The organism is Nocardia gamkensis NBRC 108242 (assembly GCF_001612985.1).
GTDB classification, from domain to species: domain Bacteria; phylum Actinomycetota; class Actinomycetes; order Mycobacteriales; family Mycobacteriaceae; genus Nocardia; species Nocardia gamkensis.
Genome location: NZ_BDBM01000007.1, coordinates 180,794 through 201,895, shown reverse-complemented (window position 1 = coordinate 201,895; position 21,102 = coordinate 180,794). Strand labels below are relative to the sequence as shown.

The 21,102-nt window shown below is 69.0% G+C and carries 21 protein-coding genes; 9 read left to right on the top strand and 12 right to left on the bottom strand.

Annotated features, from left to right (window positions below; translation table 11 throughout):
• Window positions 1–161 precede the first annotated feature (161 nt).
• Both NG1_RS08640 and NG1_RS08635 read left to right on the top strand, forming a co-directional pair.
• Window positions 162–1,124: a DUF1702 family protein gene (locus tag NG1_RS08640; RefSeq protein WP_168434135.1), complete on the top strand. Its 963-nt coding sequence runs from the start codon at window positions 162–164 to the stop codon at window positions 1,122–1,124.
• An 8-nt stretch (window positions 1,125–1,132) separates the two neighbouring features.
• Entirely contained in the window at window positions 1,133–1,936 is an 804-nt protein-coding gene (locus NG1_RS08635; RefSeq protein WP_062969519.1) for an SDR family oxidoreductase, read from the top strand.
• A 66-nt stretch (window positions 1,937–2,002) separates the two neighbouring features.
• On the opposite strand, the gene NG1_RS08630 is transcribed toward NG1_RS08635, so the two are convergent.
• Window positions 2,003–2,440, bottom strand: a complete 438-nt coding sequence (locus tag NG1_RS08630; protein WP_062969518.1) for a DoxX family protein — start codon at window positions 2,438–2,440, stop codon at window positions 2,003–2,005.
• 97 nt (window positions 2,441–2,537) lie between these two features.
• On the opposite strand from NG1_RS08630, the gene NG1_RS08625 reads away from it, so the two are divergent.
• The gene (locus NG1_RS08625) at window positions 2,538–3,107 is read left to right on the top strand and encodes a TetR/AcrR family transcriptional regulator (RefSeq protein ID WP_062969517.1); all 570 of its coding nucleotides are present in this window, start codon (window positions 2,538–2,540) and stop codon (window positions 3,105–3,107) included.
• Window positions 3,108–3,192: 85 nt separating this feature from the next.
• Entirely contained in the window at window positions 3,193–3,561 is a 369-nt protein-coding gene (locus NG1_RS08620; protein WP_062969516.1) for an SUKH-4 family immunity protein, read from the top strand.
• Between the two features lie 130 nt (window positions 3,562–3,691).
• On the opposite strand, the gene NG1_RS08615 is transcribed toward NG1_RS08620, so the two are convergent.
• Together NG1_RS08615 and NG1_RS08610 are read right to left on the bottom strand one after the other, a co-directional pair.
• The gene (locus NG1_RS08615) at window positions 3,692–4,969 is read right to left on the bottom strand and encodes an MFS transporter (protein ID WP_062969603.1); all 1,278 of its coding nucleotides are present in this window, start codon (window positions 4,967–4,969) and stop codon (window positions 3,692–3,694) included.
• A 320-nt stretch (window positions 4,970–5,289) separates the two neighbouring features.
• A complete protein-coding gene (locus NG1_RS08610; RefSeq protein ID WP_062969515.1) occupies window positions 5,290–5,877 on the bottom strand; it encodes a TetR/AcrR family transcriptional regulator in 588 nt (195 codons plus the stop codon).
• Window positions 5,878–5,949: 72 nt separating this feature from the next.
• On the opposite strand from NG1_RS08610, the gene NG1_RS08605 reads away from it, so the two are divergent.
• Window positions 5,950–6,669, top strand: a complete 720-nt coding sequence (locus NG1_RS08605) for an SDR family oxidoreductase (RefSeq protein WP_062969514.1) — start codon at window positions 5,950–5,952, stop codon at window positions 6,667–6,669.
• Between the two features lie 9 nt (window positions 6,670–6,678).
• Here the strand turns inward: NG1_RS08605 and NG1_RS08600 are convergent, their stop codons facing one another.
• The 6 genes from NG1_RS08600 to NG1_RS08575 form a co-directional block, all read right to left on the bottom strand.
• Window positions 6,679–7,473, bottom strand: a complete 795-nt coding sequence (locus tag NG1_RS08600; protein WP_373686133.1) for a 3-oxoacyl-ACP reductase — start codon at window positions 7,471–7,473, stop codon at window positions 6,679–6,681.
• Window positions 7,470–8,831, bottom strand: coding sequence for an aldehyde dehydrogenase family protein (locus tag NG1_RS08595; RefSeq protein ID WP_062969512.1), 1,362 nt, complete (start codon window positions 8,829–8,831; stop codon window positions 7,470–7,472). The genes NG1_RS08600 and NG1_RS08595 overlap by 4 nt, the downstream gene beginning before the upstream one ends.
• Entirely contained in the window at window positions 8,828–9,535 is a 708-nt protein-coding gene (locus tag NG1_RS08590; RefSeq protein WP_245659838.1) for a gamma-glutamyl-gamma-aminobutyrate hydrolase family protein, read from the bottom strand. Before NG1_RS08590 ends, NG1_RS08595 begins: the two co-directional genes overlap by 4 nt.
• A gap of 19 nt (window positions 9,536–9,554) precedes the next feature.
• Window positions 9,555–10,904 (bottom strand): glutamine synthetase family protein, encoded by a 1,350-nt coding sequence (locus tag NG1_RS08585; protein ID WP_062969510.1) that lies wholly within the window; start codon window positions 10,902–10,904, stop codon window positions 9,555–9,557.
• Between the two features lie 140 nt (window positions 10,905–11,044).
• On the bottom strand, window positions 11,045–12,433 hold the full coding sequence (locus NG1_RS08580) for a lipase family protein (protein WP_062969509.1): 1,389 nt from the start codon (window positions 12,431–12,433) through the stop codon (window positions 11,045–11,047).
• Between the two features lie 165 nt (window positions 12,434–12,598).
• The gene (locus tag NG1_RS08575) at window positions 12,599–13,738 is read right to left on the bottom strand and encodes a lipase family alpha/beta hydrolase (RefSeq protein ID WP_062969602.1); all 1,140 of its coding nucleotides are present in this window, start codon (window positions 13,736–13,738) and stop codon (window positions 12,599–12,601) included.
• A gap of 273 nt (window positions 13,739–14,011) precedes the next feature.
• Here NG1_RS08575 and NG1_RS08570 point away from each other — a divergent pair, with 273 nt between their 5' ends.
• The 4 genes from NG1_RS08570 to NG1_RS08555 all read left to right on the top strand — a co-directional run bounded on the left by NG1_RS08570 (window position 14,012) and on the right by NG1_RS08555 (window position 18,124).
• A complete protein-coding gene (locus NG1_RS08570; RefSeq protein WP_062969508.1) occupies window positions 14,012–15,259 on the top strand; it encodes a PucR family transcriptional regulator in 1,248 nt (415 codons plus the stop codon).
• A gap of 48 nt (window positions 15,260–15,307) precedes the next feature.
• A complete protein-coding gene (locus tag NG1_RS08565; protein ID WP_062969507.1) occupies window positions 15,308–16,006 on the top strand; it encodes a hypothetical protein in 699 nt (232 codons plus the stop codon).
• A gap of 211 nt (window positions 16,007–16,217) precedes the next feature.
• Window positions 16,218–17,387, top strand: a complete 1,170-nt coding sequence (locus NG1_RS08560) for a thiolase family protein (protein WP_062969506.1) — start codon at window positions 16,218–16,220, stop codon at window positions 17,385–17,387.
• Window positions 17,384–18,124, top strand: coding sequence for an SDR family NAD(P)-dependent oxidoreductase (locus tag NG1_RS08555; protein ID WP_062969505.1), 741 nt, complete (start codon window positions 17,384–17,386; stop codon window positions 18,122–18,124). Before NG1_RS08560 ends, NG1_RS08555 begins: the two co-directional genes overlap by 4 nt.
• A gap of 209 nt (window positions 18,125–18,333) precedes the next feature.
• Here the strand turns inward: NG1_RS08555 and NG1_RS08550 are convergent, their stop codons facing one another.
• From NG1_RS08550 to NG1_RS08535, 3 genes are all read right to left on the bottom strand, one after another.
• A complete protein-coding gene (locus NG1_RS08550) occupies window positions 18,334–18,663 on the bottom strand; it encodes a transglycosylase family protein (protein WP_062969504.1) in 330 nt (109 codons plus the stop codon).
• Between the two features lie 682 nt (window positions 18,664–19,345).
• A complete protein-coding gene (locus NG1_RS08540; RefSeq protein WP_062969502.1) occupies window positions 19,346–19,810 on the bottom strand; it encodes a PaaI family thioesterase in 465 nt (154 codons plus the stop codon).
• Between the two features lie 143 nt (window positions 19,811–19,953).
• Complete coding sequence (locus NG1_RS08535; protein WP_062969501.1) at window positions 19,954–21,099, bottom strand: acyl-CoA dehydrogenase family protein; 1,146 nt, start codon at window positions 21,097–21,099, stop codon at window positions 19,954–19,956.
• Window positions 21,100–21,102: the final 3 nt, after the last annotated feature.

Here is a 21,102-nt window from a genome sequence, read left to right as displayed (position 1 = left end):
CGTGCTCGGCGCTTTCACCATGGGTGTCACCGCGGCCGCACGGCATGACCGCCGACGCGTTCACGTCCGTCTCGCCGAATCCCCCGCCGATCCTGGTGTGCGTCGCCCACACGGCGCTCCCGCACCGGGCCCGAGACTCCTCCCGACGATTGGAGAACTCCATGCCCTCGCCGTTGGGTCCGCTGCGCGCGGCCCTCTTCGTCCCCAGTCCGGCCAGTGTCCGCACGGTGCTCAGCGGATTCGAGCAGCCCGACCAGCACACCGCGCTGGAACTCGAGCAGGTGACCATGCACCTGGTCGGCGGCATCGACTCCGCGGTCCGCAGCTCGGACAACGACGAACTGATCGCCGCGCTGCTCCAGGTGCCGCCGAAATACCGCGGTTTCGCCTACGAAGGCGCGGCGGTCGGCCTCACCGCGATCGACTCGCTGTCGCCCGGCCGGCGCGCCGCCGATCTGATCGACGGCCCGGCCGGTGATTACGCCCTGACCATGTACGTGGGTGTCGGCCTCGCGATGGCGAAGATCCCGAAGCTCCGCTGGAAGAAGCTGTTTCCGCAGCACCCGCTGTTCCGCTGGCTGGCCATCGACGGGTACGGCTTCTACAAGGCGTTCTTCCGGATGCAGCGCTATGTGCGGGACAAGCACGTCGAGACCCGCTACCCCGGCTGGCTCGGTGACCGGGACAACTTGAAGCGCATCGCCGATCAGGGCATGGGCCGCGCGCTGTGGTTCATCGGCGGCGGCAATCCGGCCGGTGTCGTGCGCCTGATCGGCGAGTTCGACCCGAAGCGGCACGCCGATCTGTGGAGCGGCGTCGGCATCGCCGTCACGTTCGCGGGCGGCGTGCAACCGGCTGCCATGGAGGAACTCTGGGATGTGGCCGGTGAGTTCCGGCCGCAGCTGTCGCTGGGCTCGGCCATGGTCGCGCGCATCCGGCAGCAGACCAACAGCGTCAACGAGCACAGCGAGGCGGCGGCGCAGGTCTTCTGCGGGACCAGCGTCGCCGAGACCGACGCGCTGATCGAGAGTTCGCTCGACGACCTGCCCGACGACGGCACCTCCGGCACCTACCTGCTGTGGCGGGATCGGATCGCCGATATCGTCACCGCGAGCCGAGCCTGAGGTCACGGATGGCACGGGTCAGGGACTGGGTCGGTAAGCACGTCATCGTCACCGGCGGATCGGAAGGGATCGGCGCCGCGGTGGCGGAGGTCTTCGCGCGGCGTGGCGCGCAGGTCTCCATCATCGCGCGCCGGAAGGTTCCGCTGCGCGACACCGCGAAACGATTGGGTGCGGACTGGGCCGCCGCGGACGTGACCCGTCCGGACCAACTCGATCCGGCCATCGAGGAATTGGAGCAGCGCAACGGGCCGTGCGACGTCATCGCCTGCTGCGCGGGACTCGCCCTGCCCGGACGGTTCCTCGAAGTGGACGCCGACGAGTTCGAGGTGCAGATGTCGGCGAACTATCTCGGCGCGGTGCACGCGGTGCGCCGGGTGCTTCCGGGGATGGTGCAGCGGGGCGGCGGGAAGATCCTGCTGGTCAGCTCGACATCGGCGTTTCTCGGGATCACCGGCTACACCGGTTATGGACCCACCAAGGCGAGTATCCGGCAGCTGGCGTTGTGCCTGCGCTACGAGGTCGAGCCGAAGGGCGTGGACGTCACGGTGATCTATCCGGCCGACACCGACACGCCGGGGCTGGCGATGGAGAACCAGCGAAAGCCGGTGGAGACCAAGGCGATCACCGGGTCGATCGAGCCGATGTCGGCCCAACGGGTCGCCGAGGCCGCGGTGCGGGGAATGGAACGCGGGCATCACCATATCGCCCTCGACCCTCTGACGCGGTTCTTCCTGGCCTGGGCGAACCTGCCGGAGGATCTGGCGCGGCCGTTCATGCGCCGCACCATCGCGAAGGCGCTGCGCGGCAACTGAACCCCGACCACGCGAAAGACCCGCTCGCACATCGAATTCGAATGTGTGAGCGGGTCTTTCGCATGTTCACCCGATGATGACGACCACGCAGGCCGCGATGAAGAGCACCTGAACCAGACCCCGCAGCGGCAGCGGCATGGTCTTGATGCCCAGTTCCGCGCGAGCGGCGCGGATGTTCGCGGGGAACAGGGCCAGCAGCAAGGCGATCAGGCAGGCCGCGGCCAGGTCGGCGGTGGCCGGGATCAGCACGCCGACCGCGGCCGCCGATTCCAGGACGCCGGTCAGCGTCACCAGCGCGGGCGCGTTCGGCAGCCGCGGCGGCACCATGGCGATCAGGGCGTCACGGCGTGGCTGGAGGAAGTGCGCGCTCGCCGTGAGGACGAGCATCGCGGCCAGGCCGAGTGCGGTCGCGTGCGCCCACGAATCGAGCCAGCCGTTGCCGATCAGCCGGCCGACGAGCCGGGCGAGTGCGGTGACGGCGACGAGGACAACCAGCGGGGCCATCGGATCTCCTGTGCATCGAGAACAATCTTGACAGTGGAAAGATTAGGCTCGGCGCCGCAAACTTGTCAATGTCAAGATGATCGGTCACCATCGAGGGATGGCGAAGGACGGCTACCACCACGGAGATCTCCGCGCGGCGCTGCTGACCGCGGCCGCCGAGCGGATCGCCGCCGACGGCGTGGACGCGCTCTCGCTGCGCAACCTGGCCCGGCACGCGGGCGTCTCACACGCCGCGCCCGCCCACCACTTCGGCGATCGAGCCGGTCTGCTCACCGCGTTGGCCACCGAGGGTTTCGAGTTGCTGGCCGAACAGCTCGCACGAGCAGGCGGGGACTTCCGCGAGGTCGCGGTGGCATACATCCGCTTCGCGCGCGAGCACCCCGGGCACTTCGACGTGATGTTCCGGCACAGCCTCTTGCACGCGGAGGACGCGGCGTTGCACGCCGCGCGCGAACGGTCCGCGCTGGCGCTGCGCTCCGGCGTCGCGGACCTCCAACCGGGCCACCGCCACGACCGGCAGCAGGCGACCCAACTCGCCGCATGGTCGCTGGTGCACGGCTTCGCTTCGTTGTGGCGCGAAGGGGCACTGCATAATTCATCACTGGCCGCCGATTCCGATCCGGAGGCCCTGGCCCGCAAGATGTTGTCCACTATCCGGTTCGACTGACCGGAAACCGGCTTGCGCCGAGCCGCCACCGTGCTATCCAGAGACCCGGAAGGAGCGGGCGGCCACTCCCAGCTGCCATCGACACATGGACATCCACGCCTACCCGACCGAGGCGACCACACCGGTGGACCTGACCGAAGCACACCGGATCGCCGACCACCACTTGGCCAACGGCGACTACGCCGATCGCGGAATCAGTTACCACCTGAGCGAGTTCGACACCTGCTTCGTCGCCGTCGCCACCTTCCCCCGCCCGCCGCAGGCCGATCCGGCCAGTCCGCCGGTGATCGTCGGCGGGTCGGTCTGCGTCATCGACAAGCCCACCGGCGCGGTCTCCTACTGGCCGACCTACCCTGCCGACCTGGTGGCCGACCAGTACGCGACCGCGCTGCGAGACGGTCGCCTGGTCATCGAGGACGGCTGGCCCGCGGACGACGAGTCGCCCTCGGCCTGACCGAATGGTCCCGACCGCGGTGGCTTCCGGCGAAGTCCGCTGGAATTCTCCGCCGAGTGCCGAGACGCACTAGGACAACGTCCCACAAGTCGGAGTCGCATCAGGCCGCGCGGTGGCGCGTCCGGCGTGTTCAGAACGCGGGCTGGGCGGGGAGGTCCGGGTCCGGGGTGGGCTCGCCCGCGTCGGGGACCTCGGTGCCGCGTAGCGAGGTGCCCGCGGTCTCGCGCAGGTAGTTCCAGGCGACCAGGCCGATCAGGGAGGCGCCGACCATGTAGAGGGCGGGGAACAGTGTCCAGCCGGTCGCCTCGATGACGGCCTCGTTGAGCAGCGGGGCGGTGCCGCCGAAGACCGCGGTGGAGACGTTGTAGGCCAGCGCGAAACCCGCGTACCGGACATGGGTCGGGAAGATCGCGGGGAAGGTGGAGCTGATGGTGGACAGCTGCGGCACGTACAGCAGTCCGAGCACGATGAAGCCGATGATGGCCCACGCGGTGCCCTGCCCAATCAGCCAGTACATCGGCACCGCGAGCACGGCAAGACCCATCAGGGAGAACAACCACATCGGGCGCCGGCCGACACTGTCGGACAGCCTGCCGAAGAACGGCAGCACCACCATCATCACCAGCTGCCCGAGCAGCATCATCGCGGTGGTGGCCGACTCCCCCATACCGATGGTGTTCTGCAGATAGGTGGGCTGGTAGGTGAGCAGCGTGTAGTTCACCACGTTCAGCGCGACCACCAGTCCGGCCAGCGTGAGCGTCTCGCGCCGATAGGTGGTCAGCACTTCGCGCAGGCCACCGGCCGGACGCTTGTGCTCGGCGACTTCGGTGAACACCGGGCTCTCCTCCAGCTTGGCACGCAGGTACCAGCCGGTCAGGCCGAGCGGGATGGCGATCAGGAACGGGATGCGCCAGCCCCATTCGTGCATGGTGTCCGAACCGAGCGCGAGCTGGAAGGCCAGCACGGTCGCGGAACCTCCGACGAAGCCGGCGAGCGTGCCGAACTCCAGGAAACTGCCGAGGAAACCGCGTTTGCGGTCGGTCGCGCATTCGGCGAGATACGTTGCGGCACCGCCGTATTCGCCACCGGTCGAGAAGCCCTGCACCACGCGCAGCAGGATCAGCAGAACCGGGGCCAGCACACCGACGGACGCGTGGGTGGGTAGTACGCCGATGGCTCCGGTGGCGGCGGCCATGAGCAGGATCGTGGTGGCCAGCACGGCTTTGCGGCCGATCCGGTCACCGAGCGGTCCCCACACCATGCCGCCGAGCGGCCGCAGGACGAACGAGATGGCGAAGCCGAGCATGGTGCCGAGCGTGCCCAATTCCCCGGGGAAGAAGGCGTCGGTCAGGTAGGTCGCGGTGGCGGCGTAGACGCCGTAGTCGAACCACTCCGTCGCGTTGCCCATGGCGGAAGCCGCCACGGAACGCCGCAGCGGGAAACTCTCCGATGTCCGGTCGGTCACGTGCACGTCCTCTCCAGTCCGTCCACGGACCTCGGTTCGTTCCACCTCGGGCTACGAGAACCGAAGGTGTGGCACGAAACAGACCGTTACCCAGGATCAACCCCCGGCAAACAGTCCCGGACCCGAGAAACCCACCGAAGCGGTCGCGCTGACCTGCGATGAATCCGCTAATTGTGATGTCAGTCACAACAAATCGCCGCCACCGCGGCTATCGGCCCGGCTTCGTGGCCGCCACTCCGGCCGTCCGCCGATCAGCGGCGCTATCACTCCCGGCCGAGCATGGCGGCGACTCCGGCCGTGACTTCACGCGCCAGCGCACCGTCGACCGGAGCGTGCCGACTCAACAGCCGGTACCACATGGCTCCGAACGCGAAATCCACCACGAGATCCAACGGCACCACCTCGGTGAACTCCCCGTTGTCCACACCCCTTCGCAGCAGCGTACGCAGCGTGGCGCGCCGTGGCCCGATCACGGTCTCCTGCAATCGCTTCGAGAGCACGGGATCACGCTGCGCATCGGCCATCAGACCGACCAGCGCCTGCCCCGTCAGTTCGCGGGCGAGTTCATAGGTCGCGGTGAGCAGACTTTCGACCTCCGCGAGCACGTCGGCGGACTCGGCGTGCCCCAGCAACGCCGGGTTCTCCTCGGCCAGCCCGACGAGCGCCTCCATGAGCACCGAGGCCTTGTCCGGCCACCAGCGATACACCGTCTGCCTGCCCGCGCCCGCCGCGTCGGCGATCGCCTTGATCGTGAGGTCCTGATAGCCGTCGCGGGCGGACAGTTCCAGGGCGGCACGCAGGATCGCGCGCCTGGTGTCCTCACTGCGCGGACGGCCGCGGGTTCCGGTCATGCCGACACTTTACAAGACATCGTGCCTCGATTATATTTCGAGACACAGAGCTTCGAAATTCAGGAGGATGTTGTGCGCAACCGAGTAGTCATCGTCGGCGGAACGTCGGGCATCGGCCTGGCCGCGGCGCGCAGGTTCGCCTCCGGAGGGCACGACGTGGTCATCGCGGGTCGCGACGCGGGCAGGCTCGAGGCCGCGCTCGCCGAGCTCGGCGAGAACGTCACCGGCCGGACCGTCGACGCGCGTGACGAGGCCGAGCTGGCCCGTTTCTTCACCGAACTCGGGCCGATCGACCATGTGGTGGTCACCGTGACCGGCCCGCCGGGCACGACTCCATTCCGCGAACTCGCACTCGACCACCTGCGCGAGCACGTCGAGGGCAAACTCCTCGCGCACACCGCCGTGGTGCAGGCGGCGCTGCCCCATCTGGCGCAGCGCGGTTCGATCACGCTGGTGTCGGCGGCATCGGCGGGCGGCTCGATGCCGACCACAGCGGCGCTGGCCGCGGTGAATTCGGCGGTGGAAGCGATGGTTCCGGTGCTGGCCGTCGAACTGGCGCCCCTGCGTGTGAACGCGGTCTCCCCCGGCGTGATCGACACCGAATGGTGGAGCTTCCTGCCCGACGGCGCGCGCGCCGAGGTCTTCGACTCGATCGCCGCGGCCACACCGGTCGGGCGCGTCGGCACCGCCGACGACGTGGCACAGGCGATCGAATTCCTGGTGGGGAATTCGTTCACCACCGGAATCGTGATGCGCGTCGACGGCGGCGCGCGCTTGGGAGCGCCGAAATAGGTCCCGGTCCTACAGCGGCGTCACGTACGCGCCCGCGATGCCGCCGTCGACCAGGAACTGCGACGCGGTGATGAAGGAGGAATCGTCGCTGGCGAGGAAAGCGACGGCGGCGGCGATCTCCTCGGGTTCGGCGAACCGCCCGAGCGGAACGTGTACCAGACGCCGTGCGGCGCGCTCGGGGTCCTTGGCGAACAGCTCCTGGAGAAGAGGGGTGTTCACCGGTCCCGGGCACAGCGCGTTCACCCGGATACCGTTGCGGGCGAACTGCACTCCCAGTTCCCGGCTCATCGCCAGCACGCCGCCCTTGGAGGCGGTGTAGGAGATCTGCGAGGTCGCCGCGCCCATCACCGCGACGAAGGAGGCGGTGTTGATCACCGAGCCCTTGCCGCGCTCGAGCATGTGCCCGATGGCGTACTTGCTGCACAGATACACGGAGGTCAGGTTGACCTCCTGGACGCGCCGCCACGCGTCGATGCCGGTGGTCAGGATCGAATCGTCCTCCGGCGGAGAGATGCCCGCGTTGTTGAACGCGATGTCCAACCCGCCGTAGGTGTCGACCGCGGTCTGGAACAACGCCTCGACCTGCGCTTCCTCGGTGACGTCCACCTGGACGTACCGCCCGCCGACCTCCTCGGCGGCCGCTTCGCCGCTCCCGGCGTCGATATCCGCGACCACGACCTTCGCACCCTCCGCCGCGAAGCGACGGACCGTGGCCAGACCGATACCGCTCCCGCCGCCGGTGACGACGGCGACTCGATCCTGTAAGCGCTGCAACGTATCTCCTGTCGGATGGGCGGGTGTCACTGCGTGGCGAGGAAGACGTTCTTGGTCTCGGTGAACGCCAGCGCCGCGTCCGGGCCGAGTTCGCGCCCGAGCCCGGACTGCTTGAAACCGCCGAACGGCGTCCAATAGCGCACGGACGAATGCGAATTCACCGACAGGTTGCCCGCCTCCACACCGCGGGCCACGCGCAGCGCCCGGCCGACGTCCCGGGTCCAGATCGAGCCGGACAAGCCGTAATTCGTGTCGTTGGCGATGCGCAGCGCGTCGGCCTCGTCCTCGAACGGGAGCACCGCGACCACCGGGCCGAAGACCTCCTCGGTGAGCACCCGGTCGGTCGCAGCCCCGGGCAGCACCACGGTCGGTGGATACCAGAATCCCGGTCCGTCGGGCGCGCTGCCGGTGAACGCGACTTCGGTGGACGGCTGCACGAACGCGGCGACGCGCTCGCGGTGCGCGGCCGAGATGAGCGGGCCCATCTCGGTGGACTCGTCGGACGGGTCACCGACCCGCACACCGCGCACCGCGGGTTCCAGCAGTTCGAGAAAGCGGTCGAACACGCTGCGCTGCACCAGGATGCGGGATCGGGCACAACAGTCCTGCCCGGCGTTGTCGAAGACGCCGTAGGGCGCGGTCGCCGCCGCCTGCTCCAGATCGGCGTCGGCGAAGACGATGTTCGCGCTCTTGCCGCCCAATTCGAGCGTCACCCGCTTCACCTGCCGCGCGCAGCCGGCCATGATCTGCGTGCCGACCTCGGTGGAGCCGGTGAACACCACCTTGCGGACGGCCGGGTGGGTGACGAAGCGCTGCCCCACCACCGACCCCTTGCCGGGCAGCACCTGGAACACGCCCTCGGGCAGGCCCGCCTCGAGCGCGAGTTCGCCGAGCCGCAGGGCGGTCAGCGGCGTGACCTCGGCGGGTTTCAGCACGACGGTGTTGCCCGCGGCGAGCGCGGGCGCGAAGCCCCACGCGGCGATCGGCATCGGGAAGTTCCACGGCACGATCACCCCGACGACGCCGAGCGGTTCGTGGAAGGTGATGTCGACCCCGCCCGCCACCGGAATCTGGTTTCCCAGCAGTCGTTCCGGCATTCCGGCCGCGTAGTGCAGGACATCGCGGACGTTGCCCGCCTCCCATCGCGCGTTGCCGATGGTGTGCCCGGAATTGACCACCTCGAGCCCGGCGAGGTGCTCCAGATCCGACTCGACCACCTCGGCGAACCGGCGCAGCAATCGCGCCCGGTCCCCCGGCGCCACCTCCCGCCACGCGGTCGCGGCGTGCTGGGCGCGGGCGATGGCGGCGTCGGTCTCCGCTTCCCCGGCGAGTTCCACGGTGGTGACCACCTGCTCGGTCGCCGGATTGATCACCTGCGCTGTCGTCACCGGTCGCGCTCCCTTCCATAAGTCTCCGCCGCTACCACGAGTGCCCGGACCAACCGGCGATCGGTGACGTCGGCCTCCGGGTGCCACTGCACACCGACCAGGAACGCCCCCTCGGTGGATTCCACAGCCTCGATCGTGCCGTCGGCGGCGTACGCGGTGGCGGTCAGGCCCTCGGCCAGCCGGTCGACGGCCTGGTGATGGTGGCAGTGCACCTTCAGCTCCGGACCGGCCAGGCGGGCGACGCGGCTGCCCGCGATCGTCAGCACCCGGGTGGCGGTGAACCCGCCCTCGACGCCGGAGTGCTCCTCGTGACCGACGACATCGGGCAGATGCGGGATCAGCGTGCCGCCGAGCGCGACATTCGCCAGTTGCAGGCCGCGGCACACCGCGAGAATCGGCAGGCCCGCGGCCCTGGCCAGCTCGAACAGGCCGAACTCCGACTCGTCGCGGTCGGGCCTGGTGTAGCCGGGTATCCCCGCCGAAGAGACACCGTAGCGAGCGGGATCCACGTCCGCGCCGCCGGTCAGCACCAATCCGTCGAGCCGCCGCACCAGCTCGGGACGCGCGACGCCCGCGGGCGGCAGCAACACCGGGATGCCGCCCGCGGCCGCCACCATCTCGACGTAGGCGTGCGGCAGGACCGCGCTCGGCAGATCCCACGCGTTGAACCGGGTCCGCTCCACATAGGTGGGAAGGCCGATCACGGGACGGGCTCCCGCGACCTCAGAGTCGTTCGAAACCACGGATACGCTCCCAGTCGGTGACCGCGGCGTCGTAGGCGTCCAGCTCGACCCGCGCCGCGTTGCGGTAGTGCTCCACTACATCATCACCGAAGGCCGCGCGGGCCACCGTGCTGCCGGAGAACAGCTGGGCCGCTTCGCGCAGTGTCCGCGGCACCCGGGGGCGTTCGGAGTGGTAGGCGTTGCCGCGGAACTCCGGCTCCAGCGGCAGCCGGCGATCGATGCCGTGCAGTCCCGCCGCGATCAGGGCGGCCACGGCCAGGTACGGGTTCACGTCGCCGCCGGGCACCCGGTTCTCGAACCGCAGCGAATGGTCCTCGCCCACCACGCGGATGGCACAGGTGCGATTGTCCCGCCCCCACGCGATCGCGGTGGGCGCGAAGCTACCGGCGGCGAACCGCTTGTAGGAGTTGATGTTCGGCGCCAGCAGGTAGGTGAACTCACGCAGGCAGTCCAGCTGGCCCGCGATGAAATGCCGCATCAGCGGCGACATGCCCTCCGCCCCGTCACCCGCGAATACGGGCTTGCCCGCGTCGTCGCGCAGGCTTAGGTGGATGTGGCAGGAATTGCCCTCGCGTTCATTGTATTTCGCCATGAACGTCAAGCTGCGCCGCTCCTGGGCCGCGATCTCCTTCGCGCCGGTCTTGTAGATGCTGTGGTTGTCGCAGGTGACCAGGGCTTCGTCGAATCGGAAGGCGATCTCGTGCTGGCCGGGGTTGCATTCGCCCTTGGCCGACTCGACATACATTCCGGCGCCGTCCATCTCCTTGCGGATGCGGCGCAGCAATGGCTCGATCCGCCCGGTGCCCAGCATCGAGTAGTCCACGTTGTACTGGTTGGCCGGCGTCAGCCCGCGATACCCGGCGTTCCAGGCCGCCTCGTAGCTGTCGTCGAACACCAGGAACTCGAGTTCGGTCCCGACGAACGCGTGCAGGCCGCGCTCGGCCAGCCGGTCGAGCTGTTTGCGCAGCACCTGCCGCGGCGAGGCGGGCACAGGCCGTTGCGGCACCACGTGCTCGACGTCGCACAGCACCAGCGCCGTGCCCGGCCACCACGGCGTCGTCCGCAGCGTCCGCAGATCCGGTCGCAGCACGACGTCCCCGTACCCGGTCTCCCAGGACGACAGCGCGTACCCGTCGACGGTGGTCATGTCGACGTCCACCGCGAGCAGGTACCCGCACGCCTCGGTGGCGTGCTCGACCACCTCGTCCAGGAAATAACGTGCCGCGCAGCGCTTTCCTTGCAGTCGCCCCTGCATATCGGTCATGGCGACCAGCACCGTGTCGATCTCGCCGGTGTCGACCCGGTCCCGCAATTGCGCCACACTCAGCATCCACGACCCCTCTCGGCACCAACCGTGCTCACGCTAGAGCAAAACGGACACCTTTGTGAGGCGACGCCCGAATCTCGTCCGCACGGCGTGCCGGTGCGGGATCAGGCCAGCTCAGCGGCACTCGCCGGCGCGAGCAGAGGTCAGGACAACGGATTGCGGAGGGCGGCGGAAAGGACGGACGGGCGTCGCGGTCGGGGGCGCGCCATCACCGGCGGGCGCGCTCCACGGATCGGCCGCCCCAGCCACATGCGGGCGAGCAGGGCCGCGAAACTCAGGTGACCGCTCAGCGCCGGACCGGCGAAGGCGAGCGACCACCGGGTCCACGTACCGGCCGCGGGCAGCTCGCGGCCGGTGAAGCGACCGGCGAGCCAGTCGACCATCACCGGCCGCGCGAGGAACTGCAACAACAGATGGGTGCTGAGCCGATCGCGCAGGTAGCGCACGTGGACGCCCGCTTCGACGTAGCGCGCGACGTGGCCGTCGACGTCGGCGGCCGCGATCACCTCGTCGTGCACGCCTTGCAGCACGAGCATGGGCATGGCGGGCGCCCGGCGGCCGGGGTGGATGTCGTCGAGGATCCGCCGCACCCCGTCCTGCTCGATCATGGCGGCGAGCCCCGCGCCACTGTGTTTGTCGATGTCGCGCCGGGCGAAGCGATACAGCAGCGGGAACGTCGCGGTGGTCTCGGTCTCGGCCAGCCAGCCCAGATACCGCGCGTCCAGGTGGGCGCGCAGCATGCGGTCCAATTCGGGGTACCCCCGGCGCAGTCCGGCGGTGAAGACGGCCGCGAATCCCGCGAAGAGCGTGCCGTTGAGCCGGACGAACGCGGCCGCCGGATCACCCACCGGCGACCCGGCCACCGCGCCGACGAGATTCAACTCGGGCGCGTACTCGGCGGCCGCCTCCGCGGCCCAGGCGGTGGCCAATCCCCCGCCCGAATATCCCCACAGCGCAATAGGTGTAGCCGGATCCAGACCCAACGGCGGGAAGGCGAGGGCGGCGCGGACCGCGTCCAGCGCGCGATATCCCGGCTCCCTGGCCACCCCGAACCGGCCGGCCGTTCCGCCGTGATCCGGAACCGACACCGCCCAGCCCCGCGCCAGGGCGCTGACGATCAGCGGCAGCTCGAGCTGCGGAATCGAACCGGCCGCCCGCGCTCCGCGCCGAAGCGAATACGAGGGCAGGCATTTCGAGGCGACCGCGTCGATCGCGCACTGGAAGGAGACCAGCGGGCGCGGCTCGGCCGGATCCGCGCCCCACGGCAGCAGCACCGTGGTCACCGCGACCTCCGGCACACCGTGCAGATCACAGGTGCGATAGAGCAACTGCCAAGCCGAGATACGCTGCGGCACAAGACCGAAGAATCCGATCTCCACCGCCCGCGTGCGGACGATCGCACCGGGGCGCAAGCGCCCGACCGCGGGCGGTGGGACGTAGAACGGATCGTCTTCGGGCAACATCGGCCGATCCGAGAACGCCGCAGGCTCCGGCGGCACCGGGCCGCCGTCCCATTCGAGTTCCACACTCATCCGGTTTTCCTTTCCGACGGCACGGCCGTGATCGCGGGCGCCGCCGTGCCGACGACTGCGGTGTGGCCCGTATTCCACCCAACCAATGCGGCGGCCGGAAAAGAATTGGCTCGCACGCCAATCAAGCGGTCACGAATTCTCGCGCCGATGCAGTGACAGCGTGGCTCACAAGCTGCCGTTGCCGCCGATCATCCACGGGTTGAAGGTGCATTCCAGCGACGGGTGCGCGATCGGATCCAGCGCGTGCAGCACGATCGAGGCCGCCCGCGGGGAATACATCATCGTCAGGTGGTCGGACATATCCTGCTCGCACCCGTCTTGCAGTGTGACGTTGTCCACCGTCGCGTCCGGACCGGCCTGCAGGAATGTCCATTGATAAGGGTTGGTGACCTCGTCGTGCCGGGAGCCGATCGCCGTGTACGCGACGCCGGGCACGGTGTCGCCCTGCGCGTTCAGGCCGGCGTAGAACGACGAGCCCACCGCCTGCTGGATATTGGCGATGCCGACCAGCGGCTCGTAGAACCCGAGGATATCGACGCCCAGGTTGTTGATGATCCGGCCCAGCGTCGCCATGCCCATGAGGGAGGTGCCGTGGTGGGTGGCGCCCAGGCTCACCAGCTTGCCCACTTTGCCCTGCCCGCCTTCGAATTTCAGATAATGGTTGGCGACCGTTCCACCCTGGGAATGCCCGACGATGTCGACGGCCTGTGCGCCGGTCGCGCCCAGCACACGATCGATGAAGTCCCGCAATTGCGCCGCCGAATCCTCCATCCGCCCCACACCGAAGCGCCCGGGCAGCACCGGTCCGAGGCCGCCGCCCTGCATCAGGCCGGATCGCCCGAAGTTGAAGGCGAACACGCAGAATCCGGCGCGCGCCAGCCGCGGCGACAGGGAGGCGAAGGTGTCATAGGCGTTCAGCCAGGTGCCGTGCAGCAACACCACCGGCCGCGGGTGTTCGGCGGACGGCGCGCAGTTCCAGCGGTTGGCGCCGGGCGGAGCCGCGTCGGGATGAGTCAGCCCGTAGCCGAAAGCGGCCAGATACGCCGACAGCTCCGGGCCTTCGCCGGACGCGTCGGACGCGACGCTGGTCGCCCATCCCGACGAACTGCCTGCGTCCACGATCGCGCGCGGCTGCCTGCCGTCCGGGGCGGGGTTCAGACCCGCGCTGATGTAATCGGCGAGGGCCTGCTGGGTCGGTTCGATCTCCTCTTGTGCGTGCGCGATCCCGCCGCCGAGCGCGGTCGCCATTGTCACCCCTGCGATCACCGCGGCCCCGAGAATCGCCTGCCGAGCGTTGTGCATCATTGCCAACATCGAGTTCACTTCCATTCGCACCGAACGAACGCGACTCGGCGGTGCGTCTTGCACCGCCTCCGAATGTATCCCGCGCCACATTCGGAGGGAGATGTGATCGGGGCCATATCTATGAGCCGCTTTTCGAATGTAGGGCGCTCTCCGGGTCGGTGTCACTGCACCGCGAGGAGAACATTCCATTCGGAATATTGGCGCGGGAGCCAAAATTCGGGCGACCGCGCCCGTAGCCTTGCCGCCGTTTGTGTGGTCGGAAACAATCGGCCCATGTCCGTCGTGTTGTCCCCGGTGGCCGGAGACGCCCCGCTCGTCGCCCGGTTGCTGGCTCGCTGGCCTCAGATCGCCGAGCGCATGCTCGCCGCGGGTCTCGGCACCACCCCTCCGGCCGCCGACCTGCCGGAGGGTCACTTCACGGCCGAGGTGCTTCCGGCGATCTACGCCTGCGGCCGCGCGGTGCTCCAGGCGATCGGCGAACAGCGCAGCTTCACCCAGGCCGAGGTCGCCACGTTCGTCGCTCCGGTGGCCGAGCGGCACGCCGAGGACCGGCTCCCGTTGCCCGTGCTGATCGAGGCCATGCACGGCTCCGCGCAGTCGGTGCTCCACGAGGCGGCCGCGCTGGCCTCCCGCGAAGAACTCGACGAACTCGTCCTGGTCGTCAGCAGGCTGCTCGAGCTGCTCATGCGGATCAACATCACCGTCATCGAGGCCTACACCGAGGTCGAGCAGTCCATCTACAACGCCGAACGAGAGGCGCGTCGCGCCCTGTGCTCGGCGCTGCTGCACGGGTTGCCCGCCGCCGAGCTGGCGGCGCGGGCGGACACCGCACTCGCCGAGCAATACACGGTGCTCGCGATCCACATCCGCCACCACGACCAGCCGAGCACGGTCGCCACGCTCGTCGGGCGGCGACGCATCCGGCTGCTGCACCGCGCCTTGGACGCTCTCGCGGGCACCACCACACTGGCCACTTTCGACGGCTGGACCGGAATCGCGTTGCTGCCCAGCGCTTCCGACGCCGAACTCGACGACACCCGCTACCACCGGCTGGCCGAGGAACTGACCGAGCACTTCGGGGCGCCGGTGTTCCTCGCCGAATACGCGTCCGTGCCGCGGGACGCCATCGCCCGGACCGCGAAGGAAGCCACCGACCTCGCCGAACTCGCCCGGCTGCTCGGCAAGCCCGCGGGCGTCTACCGGCTCGACGACCTGCTGCTGGAATACCAGCTCACCAGACCGGGTACCGCGCGCGCACGGCTGGCCGAGCGCATCTCCCCCATTCTGGACAGTCCGCACCTGCTCGAGGCGCTCGACGCGCACCTGCGCCACGGCTCCGACCGCAAAGCCGCGGCGGCCGAGATCCACGTGCACCCCAACACCTTCAGCTATCGCTTGCGCCGCGTCGCCGAACTCACCGGCGTCGATCCCACCGATCCGCACGACTCGCGGTTACTGGCGGCCGCGCTGACGATTCAGCGCCTGTATCCCGTCCGGCCGGCCGGTGAGGGCAGGCCCTAGCCGGAAACTCGCTCGCGTCGCGCGCCGGTCGTGGCTACCGTCCGACGCATGGGAGACGAGCACGGGTCGATCGAGGGGGGCGGCTATCTGCTGACCGGTCGATCGCTGAGCGAATACCGGGCCATGTTCGCGCTCACCGGCGACGACCTGCGTGGCGAGATCCTCGACTGCCCCGGGGGCGCCGCGAGCTTCGCGGTGGAGGCGGCCGCGCTCGGCGCGCGGGTGGTCGCGGTGGATCCGGTCTATCGGCTGCCCGCCGCGGAGCTGACCGCTCTGGCGGCCGAGGAACTCGAGCACAGCACGTCCCACACGACAGCCGCCGCCGACCGCTACGTCTGGGATTTCTACGGGGATCCGGACGGCCATCGGCGGGTGCGGGAAGCCGCCGCGGCCCGGTTCGCCGAGGATCTGCGCGCCAACCCGTGGCGCTACCGCTTCGGCCTCCTGCCCGCGCTCGATCTTCCCGATCGCGCCTTCGACCTGGTGCTGAGTTCGCATCTGCTGTTCACCTACGCCGACCGCCTCGATTTCGACTTCCACTTGGCGACGCTGCGGGAACTGGCGCGATCGAGCCGTGGCGAGGTCCGGGTGTTCCCACTCGTCGACCACGCGGGTGGGCCGCTGGACGACCTGCTCGATCGCCTCCGAAAGGCATTGCACGCCGGAGGAATTCGAACGGATATCGCCGAAGTGGACTTCGAGTTCCAGCGCGGGGCGCGCTCGATGCTGCGCTTGGGCGCGGCCTGACAGAGCCCGAGCACACCAGGGTCGCCGACGCGCTCGCGGGCGTCGACGCGGCACCGCCGTCACAGTCGTCACCCGCGCCGGGCTCATCCCGCGGGCTGCGTCGTCGCCGCGTTCGCGATCCCACGTGAGCACCACCCGACCTGACCCGAGAGAGCGAACCTGTGTTAACTTCACTGTGAATGGCAGTTAACTTAACTGATCGGAGAGGGCTATGGGGTCCGCCGTCATCGTCGATGTCGTCCGTACACCGTCCGGTAAGGGCAAGGCAGGCGGCGGCCTGTCGGAAGTGCATCCGGCCACCCTGCTGGCGGGCGTGCTCGCCGAACTCGTCGCCCGCAACGACCTCGATCCCGCGCTGGTGGACGATGTGGTCGGCGGATGCGTCACGCAGAGCGGGGAGCAGGCGTTCAACATCAGCAGGACCGCCGCGCTGGCCGCCGGGTTCCCGGAGTCGGTGCCCGCCACCACGGTGGACCGGCAGTGCGGGTCCAGCCAGCAGGCGGCGCACTTCGCGGCGCAGGGTGTCATCGCGGGCGCCTACGACATCGCGATCGCCTGCGGTGTGGAGTCGATGAGCCGCGCGCCGATGTTCTCCAACGGCCAGGGCAAGGACGCCAACCGCGGCCCGCTCGCGCACCGGTACCCGGAGGGATTGATCCAGCAGGGCATCGCGGCCGAGGTGATCAGCGCCCGGTGGAAGTTCGATCGCGCCGCGCTCGACGAGTTCGCGGCCCGCTCACATCGGCTCGCGGCCGAGACCGCGGCGGCGGGCGGCTTCGACAACGAATTGGTCGCCGCGGGCACGCTGACTGCCGACGAGACCATCCGGCCCGCCACCACCGGCGAAAGCCTCGCGAAGCTGCGGCCGGCCTTCGTCGACGATCAGTACACCGCGCGCTTCCCCGAGATCGAGTGGTCGATCACCCCGGGCAACTCCTCGCCGCTGACCGACGGCGCCTCCGCCGCGCTGATCATGAGCGAGGAGGCGGCGGCGAAGCTCGGGTTGCGCCCGCGCGCCCGCTTCCACTCGTTCGCCGTGGTGGGCGACGATCCGCTGCTCATGCTCACGGCCGTCATCCCGGCCACGCGCAAGGTGCTGGATCGCGCCGGACTGAGCATCGACGACATCGACGCCTACGAGGTGAACGAAGCGTTCGCGCCCGTGCCGCTGGTCTGGCGGCAAGAGGTGAACGCCGATCCGGACAAGCTGAACCCCCGTGGCGGCGCGATCGCCCTCGGCCACCCGCTGGGCGCCTCCGGCACCCGTATCCTGTCGACGCTGGTCAACCACCTGGAGCAGACCGGCGGCCGCTTCGGCCTGCAGACGATGTGCGAGGCGGGTGGCCTGGCCAACGCGACGATCATCGAACGCCTCGGATGAGCGCCCGCACGGCACTGGTCACCGGCGGGTCGCGCGGAATCGGCGCGGAGGTGGCGCGCCGCTTGGCGGGCGAGGGCTATCACCTGACGCTGGCCGCGCGCACGCCTGAAACCCTCGAGCAGACCGCGGCGCGCCTGCGCGAGGAGACGGGCGCCGAGGTGCACACCGTGGTCGCGCAGATGAACGACCTCGATCAGGTGCGCGCTCTGGCGCAGGCACACGAGGAACGCTTCGGTGGGATGAACGTGCTGGTCCTGAGCGCGGGCACCGGCACGGCGGGTGCCGTGGCCGACCTGCCCGCGAAGGCGTACGAGCGCATGCTCGACGTGAATTTCCGCGCGCCGTTGACCCTGATCCAGGCGGCGCTCCCGCTGCTGCGCAAGAGCGCGAGCACCGACCGCGAGCGCGGCGCGAAGATCGTCGCGCTCGCGTCGATCACCGGAGTCGCGGGGGAAGCGGGCCTCGCCGCGTACGGCGCGACAAAGGCGGCGCTCATCTCGCTCTGCGAGACGGTTTCGCTGGAGGAGTCCGGGAACGGCGTGAGTGCGACGGCGGTGTCCCCCGGTTACGTCGACACCGATATGACCGCGTGGAAGCGGGAGGTGCTCGACCGGTCCGCCATGCTCACCACCGGTGACATCGCCGAGATGGTGCTGGCGATCACCCGGTTGTCCCGCAACGCGGTGGTGCCGAACATCGTGCTGTCCCGTGCCGGTTACCAGCTGTGGCGCGCTTGAGCACCGTTACCGGACAGCGACCGAGGTGCGGGTCCGTCGTCGGAAGTAGCGCGCGAATCCGCATTCGGTGAATTTTGAATCGGGCCGGACAATTCGACGCTGAATTGTCCGACGCGATTGTGGCGATTACGCGTAATCGCCGCCCGGCATTTACCGCCGAGAATTAGCCCGGCGCCTACCGAAACTCAGCGATAGGCGCCGGTGGCGCATCAGAGGTAGGCGCCGCACACGGGCCAGGCGCCCGGACCCTGGGTCGCGAGCACGTTCTCGGCGACGCGGATCTGCTCTTCGCGGCTGGCGCTGGAGGGGCTGCCGGAGCCGCCGTTGGCCTCCCAGGTGCTCTGGGTGAACTGCAGCCCGCCTGCGAAGCCGTTACCGGTGTTGGTGGACCAGTTGCCACTGCTTTCGCACTGCGCGACGGCGTCCCAGTTGTGGGCCGACGCGGTGGCGGTCGAGAGACCGAACGGCACGGCGACGAAAGCGCCGATGGCCGCGGTGAAGCCGAGAACACGAGTGGTGAATTTACGGTTATGCGACATGAGATTTCCCGCCTGCGCCCACCGGCTCGGCGAATATCGCCGCGCCCCTGTCCCCAGGAAGGTTGTGGACACTCGAACCGCGGGACAGGGTTTCCGGCGTTCTGCGATTCGAGCTCGATCTCGGTGTTGCCCCGAGCCGTCACCGACGTTAGCGGAGATGTCGCGGCAGATCACGTTCGAATAACGCGCCGCGGCGTTTGACCCCTGGTCGAGACTCCCGACCATTCCCGCAGGTCGATCGGCGGAAAATCCGCCTTATCGAACGTGCGTAATGCTTCCGTTATGTGTTCGAGATCACGATTAGATCGTGAAACGAGTCGCATTTTCCCAGGTCCACGACTTGCGGTAGTAGGTAGACAACCAGTCCCGCGGGCCGCTCGGGCAGCTCCAGCGACCGACTCGTTATCTCCATATCGACCACTTTCCGCGCCTCGCCCCGATGCGACGACGGCGCGGCCCGGAAGCGATCCGTGACCTGGATACGAGGCCTCCGCGCATGCATCGCACGATCGCAGGCGCGCTCATGCCGACCTAAATGAAACGGCGCGGACCAGGCGTTATAGCCGTGGGCCGAGGAGACGAGAGCGTCTTCGCCTCCGCGGCCCCCGCCCAGCGATACACCAACAGTTCGCCGCCCGGGCGCGACCGCGGCCGGAACCACTGCCGTAGGTAACGACTCGGACTACTTCCCGTGCGCCCGCAACTGGTAGAGCCCCTCGGTCTCCGCGACGACCACACCGTCGGCGTCGGTCACCACCGCACGCAACGTGAAGTCGGATTTGCCGTTCGCGGCCGCCTCGTCGCCGATGCGCGCGATCTCCTCCTCCGACAGCGTCGCCTCCGCGCGCACGTCGGTCTTGGCCGGCTTGCGGAAGAAGATGCGCAGGTCCTTCACCAGCGGATAGAACGCCGAGTTGTCGAAGGTCGCGACCGCGATCGCGCCGCCGAGGATCTCGGCGACGGTGAACAGCACACCGGCGTACATCACGCCGAAGTGGTTGCCGTTGCCCTCGGCGGGCACCGAGGTCGCCGCGAAACCGCGGCGCACCTCCACCGCTTGCACACCCATCTTGTGCGCGATCGGGATGGTGAATTCCAGTGCCCCGTTGACGATGTCCTTGAACGGAGGAGTTTCGACGTCGCTCATCGCAATCGTCCCTTCACGCCGGAGGTGGCCAGCACCTCGTTGTCTCTGCCACGGCCACCTGGGTGGACCTCACCGAAGCGTAGGCCCCCGGGTCCGCGCACCGACAAGGTGTTGGCGCTGCGCCAACACCGTCGGTCACCCGATCAGAGGCTGCGGGCGATGATCTCCTTCATGATCTCGTTGGTGCCGCCGTAGATCTTCTGCACCCGGCTGTCGGTCCACATCCGGGAGATCGGATATTCGGTCATGTAGCCGTAGCCGCCGTGCAGCTGGAGGCAGTCGTCGGCCACCGACATGGCGCGGTCGGTGGTCCACCACTTGGCCATCGCGACGGTCGGGATGTCCAGTTCCCCGCGCAGATGCCGCGCGATGCAGTCGTCCAGGAAGACGCGGGCCACCCGGGTCTCGGTGGCCGCCTCGGCGAGGGTGAACTTCGTGTTCTGGAACGCGAACAGCGGCTTGCCGAACGCGTGCCGCTCCTTCGTGTAGCGCAGCGTCACCTCCAGCGCGGCCTCCATCCCGGCCACCGACCCGACGGCGATGATCAGCCGCTCCTGCGGGAGCTGCTGCATCAGCTGGACGAAGCCCTGGCCTTCCTGCGTGCCGAGCAGGTTCGACACCGGCACCCGGACGTCCTCGAAGAACAGCTCGGAGGTGTCCTGCCCTTTCTGACCGACCTTGTCCAGCACCCGGCCGCGCCGGAAGCCCGGCCGGTCGGCCTCGACCAGAACCAGCGAGATGCCGCCCGCGCCCTCGCTGGTGTCGGTCTTGGCGACCACGATGATGAGGTCGGCCTGGCTGCCGTTGGTGATGAAGGTCTTGGAGCCGTTCACCACGTACTCGTCGCCATCGCGGATCGCCTTGGTCTTCACGTTCTGCAGGTCCGACCCCGTGCCGGGCTCGGTCATGGCGATCGCGCCGACGACCTCACCGCCGGCCATCTTCGGCAGCCACTGCCGCTTCTGCTCTTCGGTGCCGTAGTGCAGCAGGTAGTGCGCGACGATGCCGCTGTGCAGCGTGGCGCCCCACGAGGTGTCGAACGCCTTGGCCTGCTCTTCGATGAGCACGGCCTCGTGCGCGAAGGTGCCGCCGCCCCCGCCGTACTCCTCCGGGATCGACGCGCACAGCAGGCCGAGCGCGCCCGCCTTGGTCCAGAAGTCACGGTCGACGTGGTGCTGCTCGATGAACTTGTCGATGTTCGGCGTCAACTCCTTCGCGAAGAACGAGCGGGCGAGCTCGCGCAGGGCGTCCAGGTCGTCGTCGAGCCAGGCGGACCGGTAGGTCGTCATCGG

Excerpts from the sequence above, each read along its gene's own strand:
- NG1_RS08615 (WP_062969603.1), bottom strand. The coding sequence starts at position 4,969 with ATGGGCAACGCGACGGAGTGGTTCGACTACGGCGTCTACGCCGCCACC.
- NG1_RS08550 (WP_062969504.1), bottom strand. The coding sequence starts at position 18,663 with ATGTCGCATAACCGTAAATTCACCACTCGTGTTCTCGGCTTCACCGCG.
- NG1_RS08625 (WP_062969517.1), top strand. The coding sequence starts at position 2,538 with ATGGCGAAGGACGGCTACCACCACGGAGATCTCCGCGCGGCGCTGCTG.
- NG1_RS08565 (WP_062969507.1), top strand. The coding sequence starts at position 15,308 with ATGGGAGACGAGCACGGGTCGATCGAGGGGGGCGGCTATCTGCTGACC.
- NG1_RS08640 (WP_168434135.1), top strand. The coding sequence starts at position 162 with ATGCCCTCGCCGTTGGGTCCGCTGCGCGCGGCCCTCTTCGTCCCCAGT.
- NG1_RS08540 (WP_062969502.1), bottom strand. The coding sequence starts at position 19,810 with ATGAGCGACGTCGAAACTCCTCCGTTCAAGGACATCGTCAACGGGGCA.
- NG1_RS08585 (WP_062969510.1), bottom strand. The coding sequence starts at position 10,904 with ATGCTGAGTGTGGCGCAATTGCGGGACCGGGTCGACACCGGCGAGATC.
- NG1_RS08535 (WP_062969501.1), bottom strand. The coding sequence starts at position 21,099 with ATGACGACCTACCGGTCCGCCTGGCTCGACGACGACCTGGACGCCCTG.
- NG1_RS08570 (WP_062969508.1), top strand. The coding sequence starts at position 14,012 with ATGTCCGTCGTGTTGTCCCCGGTGGCCGGAGACGCCCCGCTCGTCGCC.
- NG1_RS08555 (WP_062969505.1), top strand. The coding sequence starts at position 17,384 with ATGAGCGCCCGCACGGCACTGGTCACCGGCGGGTCGCGCGGAATCGGC.
- NG1_RS08630 (WP_062969518.1), bottom strand. The coding sequence starts at position 2,440 with ATGGCCCCGCTGGTTGTCCTCGTCGCCGTCACCGCACTCGCCCGGCTC.
- NG1_RS08560 (WP_062969506.1), top strand. The coding sequence starts at position 16,218 with ATGGGGTCCGCCGTCATCGTCGATGTCGTCCGTACACCGTCCGGTAAG.
- NG1_RS08610 (WP_062969515.1), bottom strand. The coding sequence starts at position 5,877 with ATGACCGGAACCCGCGGCCGTCCGCGCAGTGAGGACACCAGGCGCGCG.
- NG1_RS08575 (WP_062969602.1), bottom strand. The coding sequence starts at position 13,738 with ATGATGCACAACGCTCGGCAGGCGATTCTCGGGGCCGCGGTGATCGCA.
- NG1_RS08620 (WP_062969516.1), top strand. The coding sequence starts at position 3,193 with ATGGACATCCACGCCTACCCGACCGAGGCGACCACACCGGTGGACCTG.
- NG1_RS08580 (WP_062969509.1), bottom strand. The coding sequence starts at position 12,433 with ATGAGTGTGGAACTCGAATGGGACGGCGGCCCGGTGCCGCCGGAGCCT.
- NG1_RS08635 (WP_062969519.1), top strand. The coding sequence starts at position 1,133 with ATGGCACGGGTCAGGGACTGGGTCGGTAAGCACGTCATCGTCACCGGC.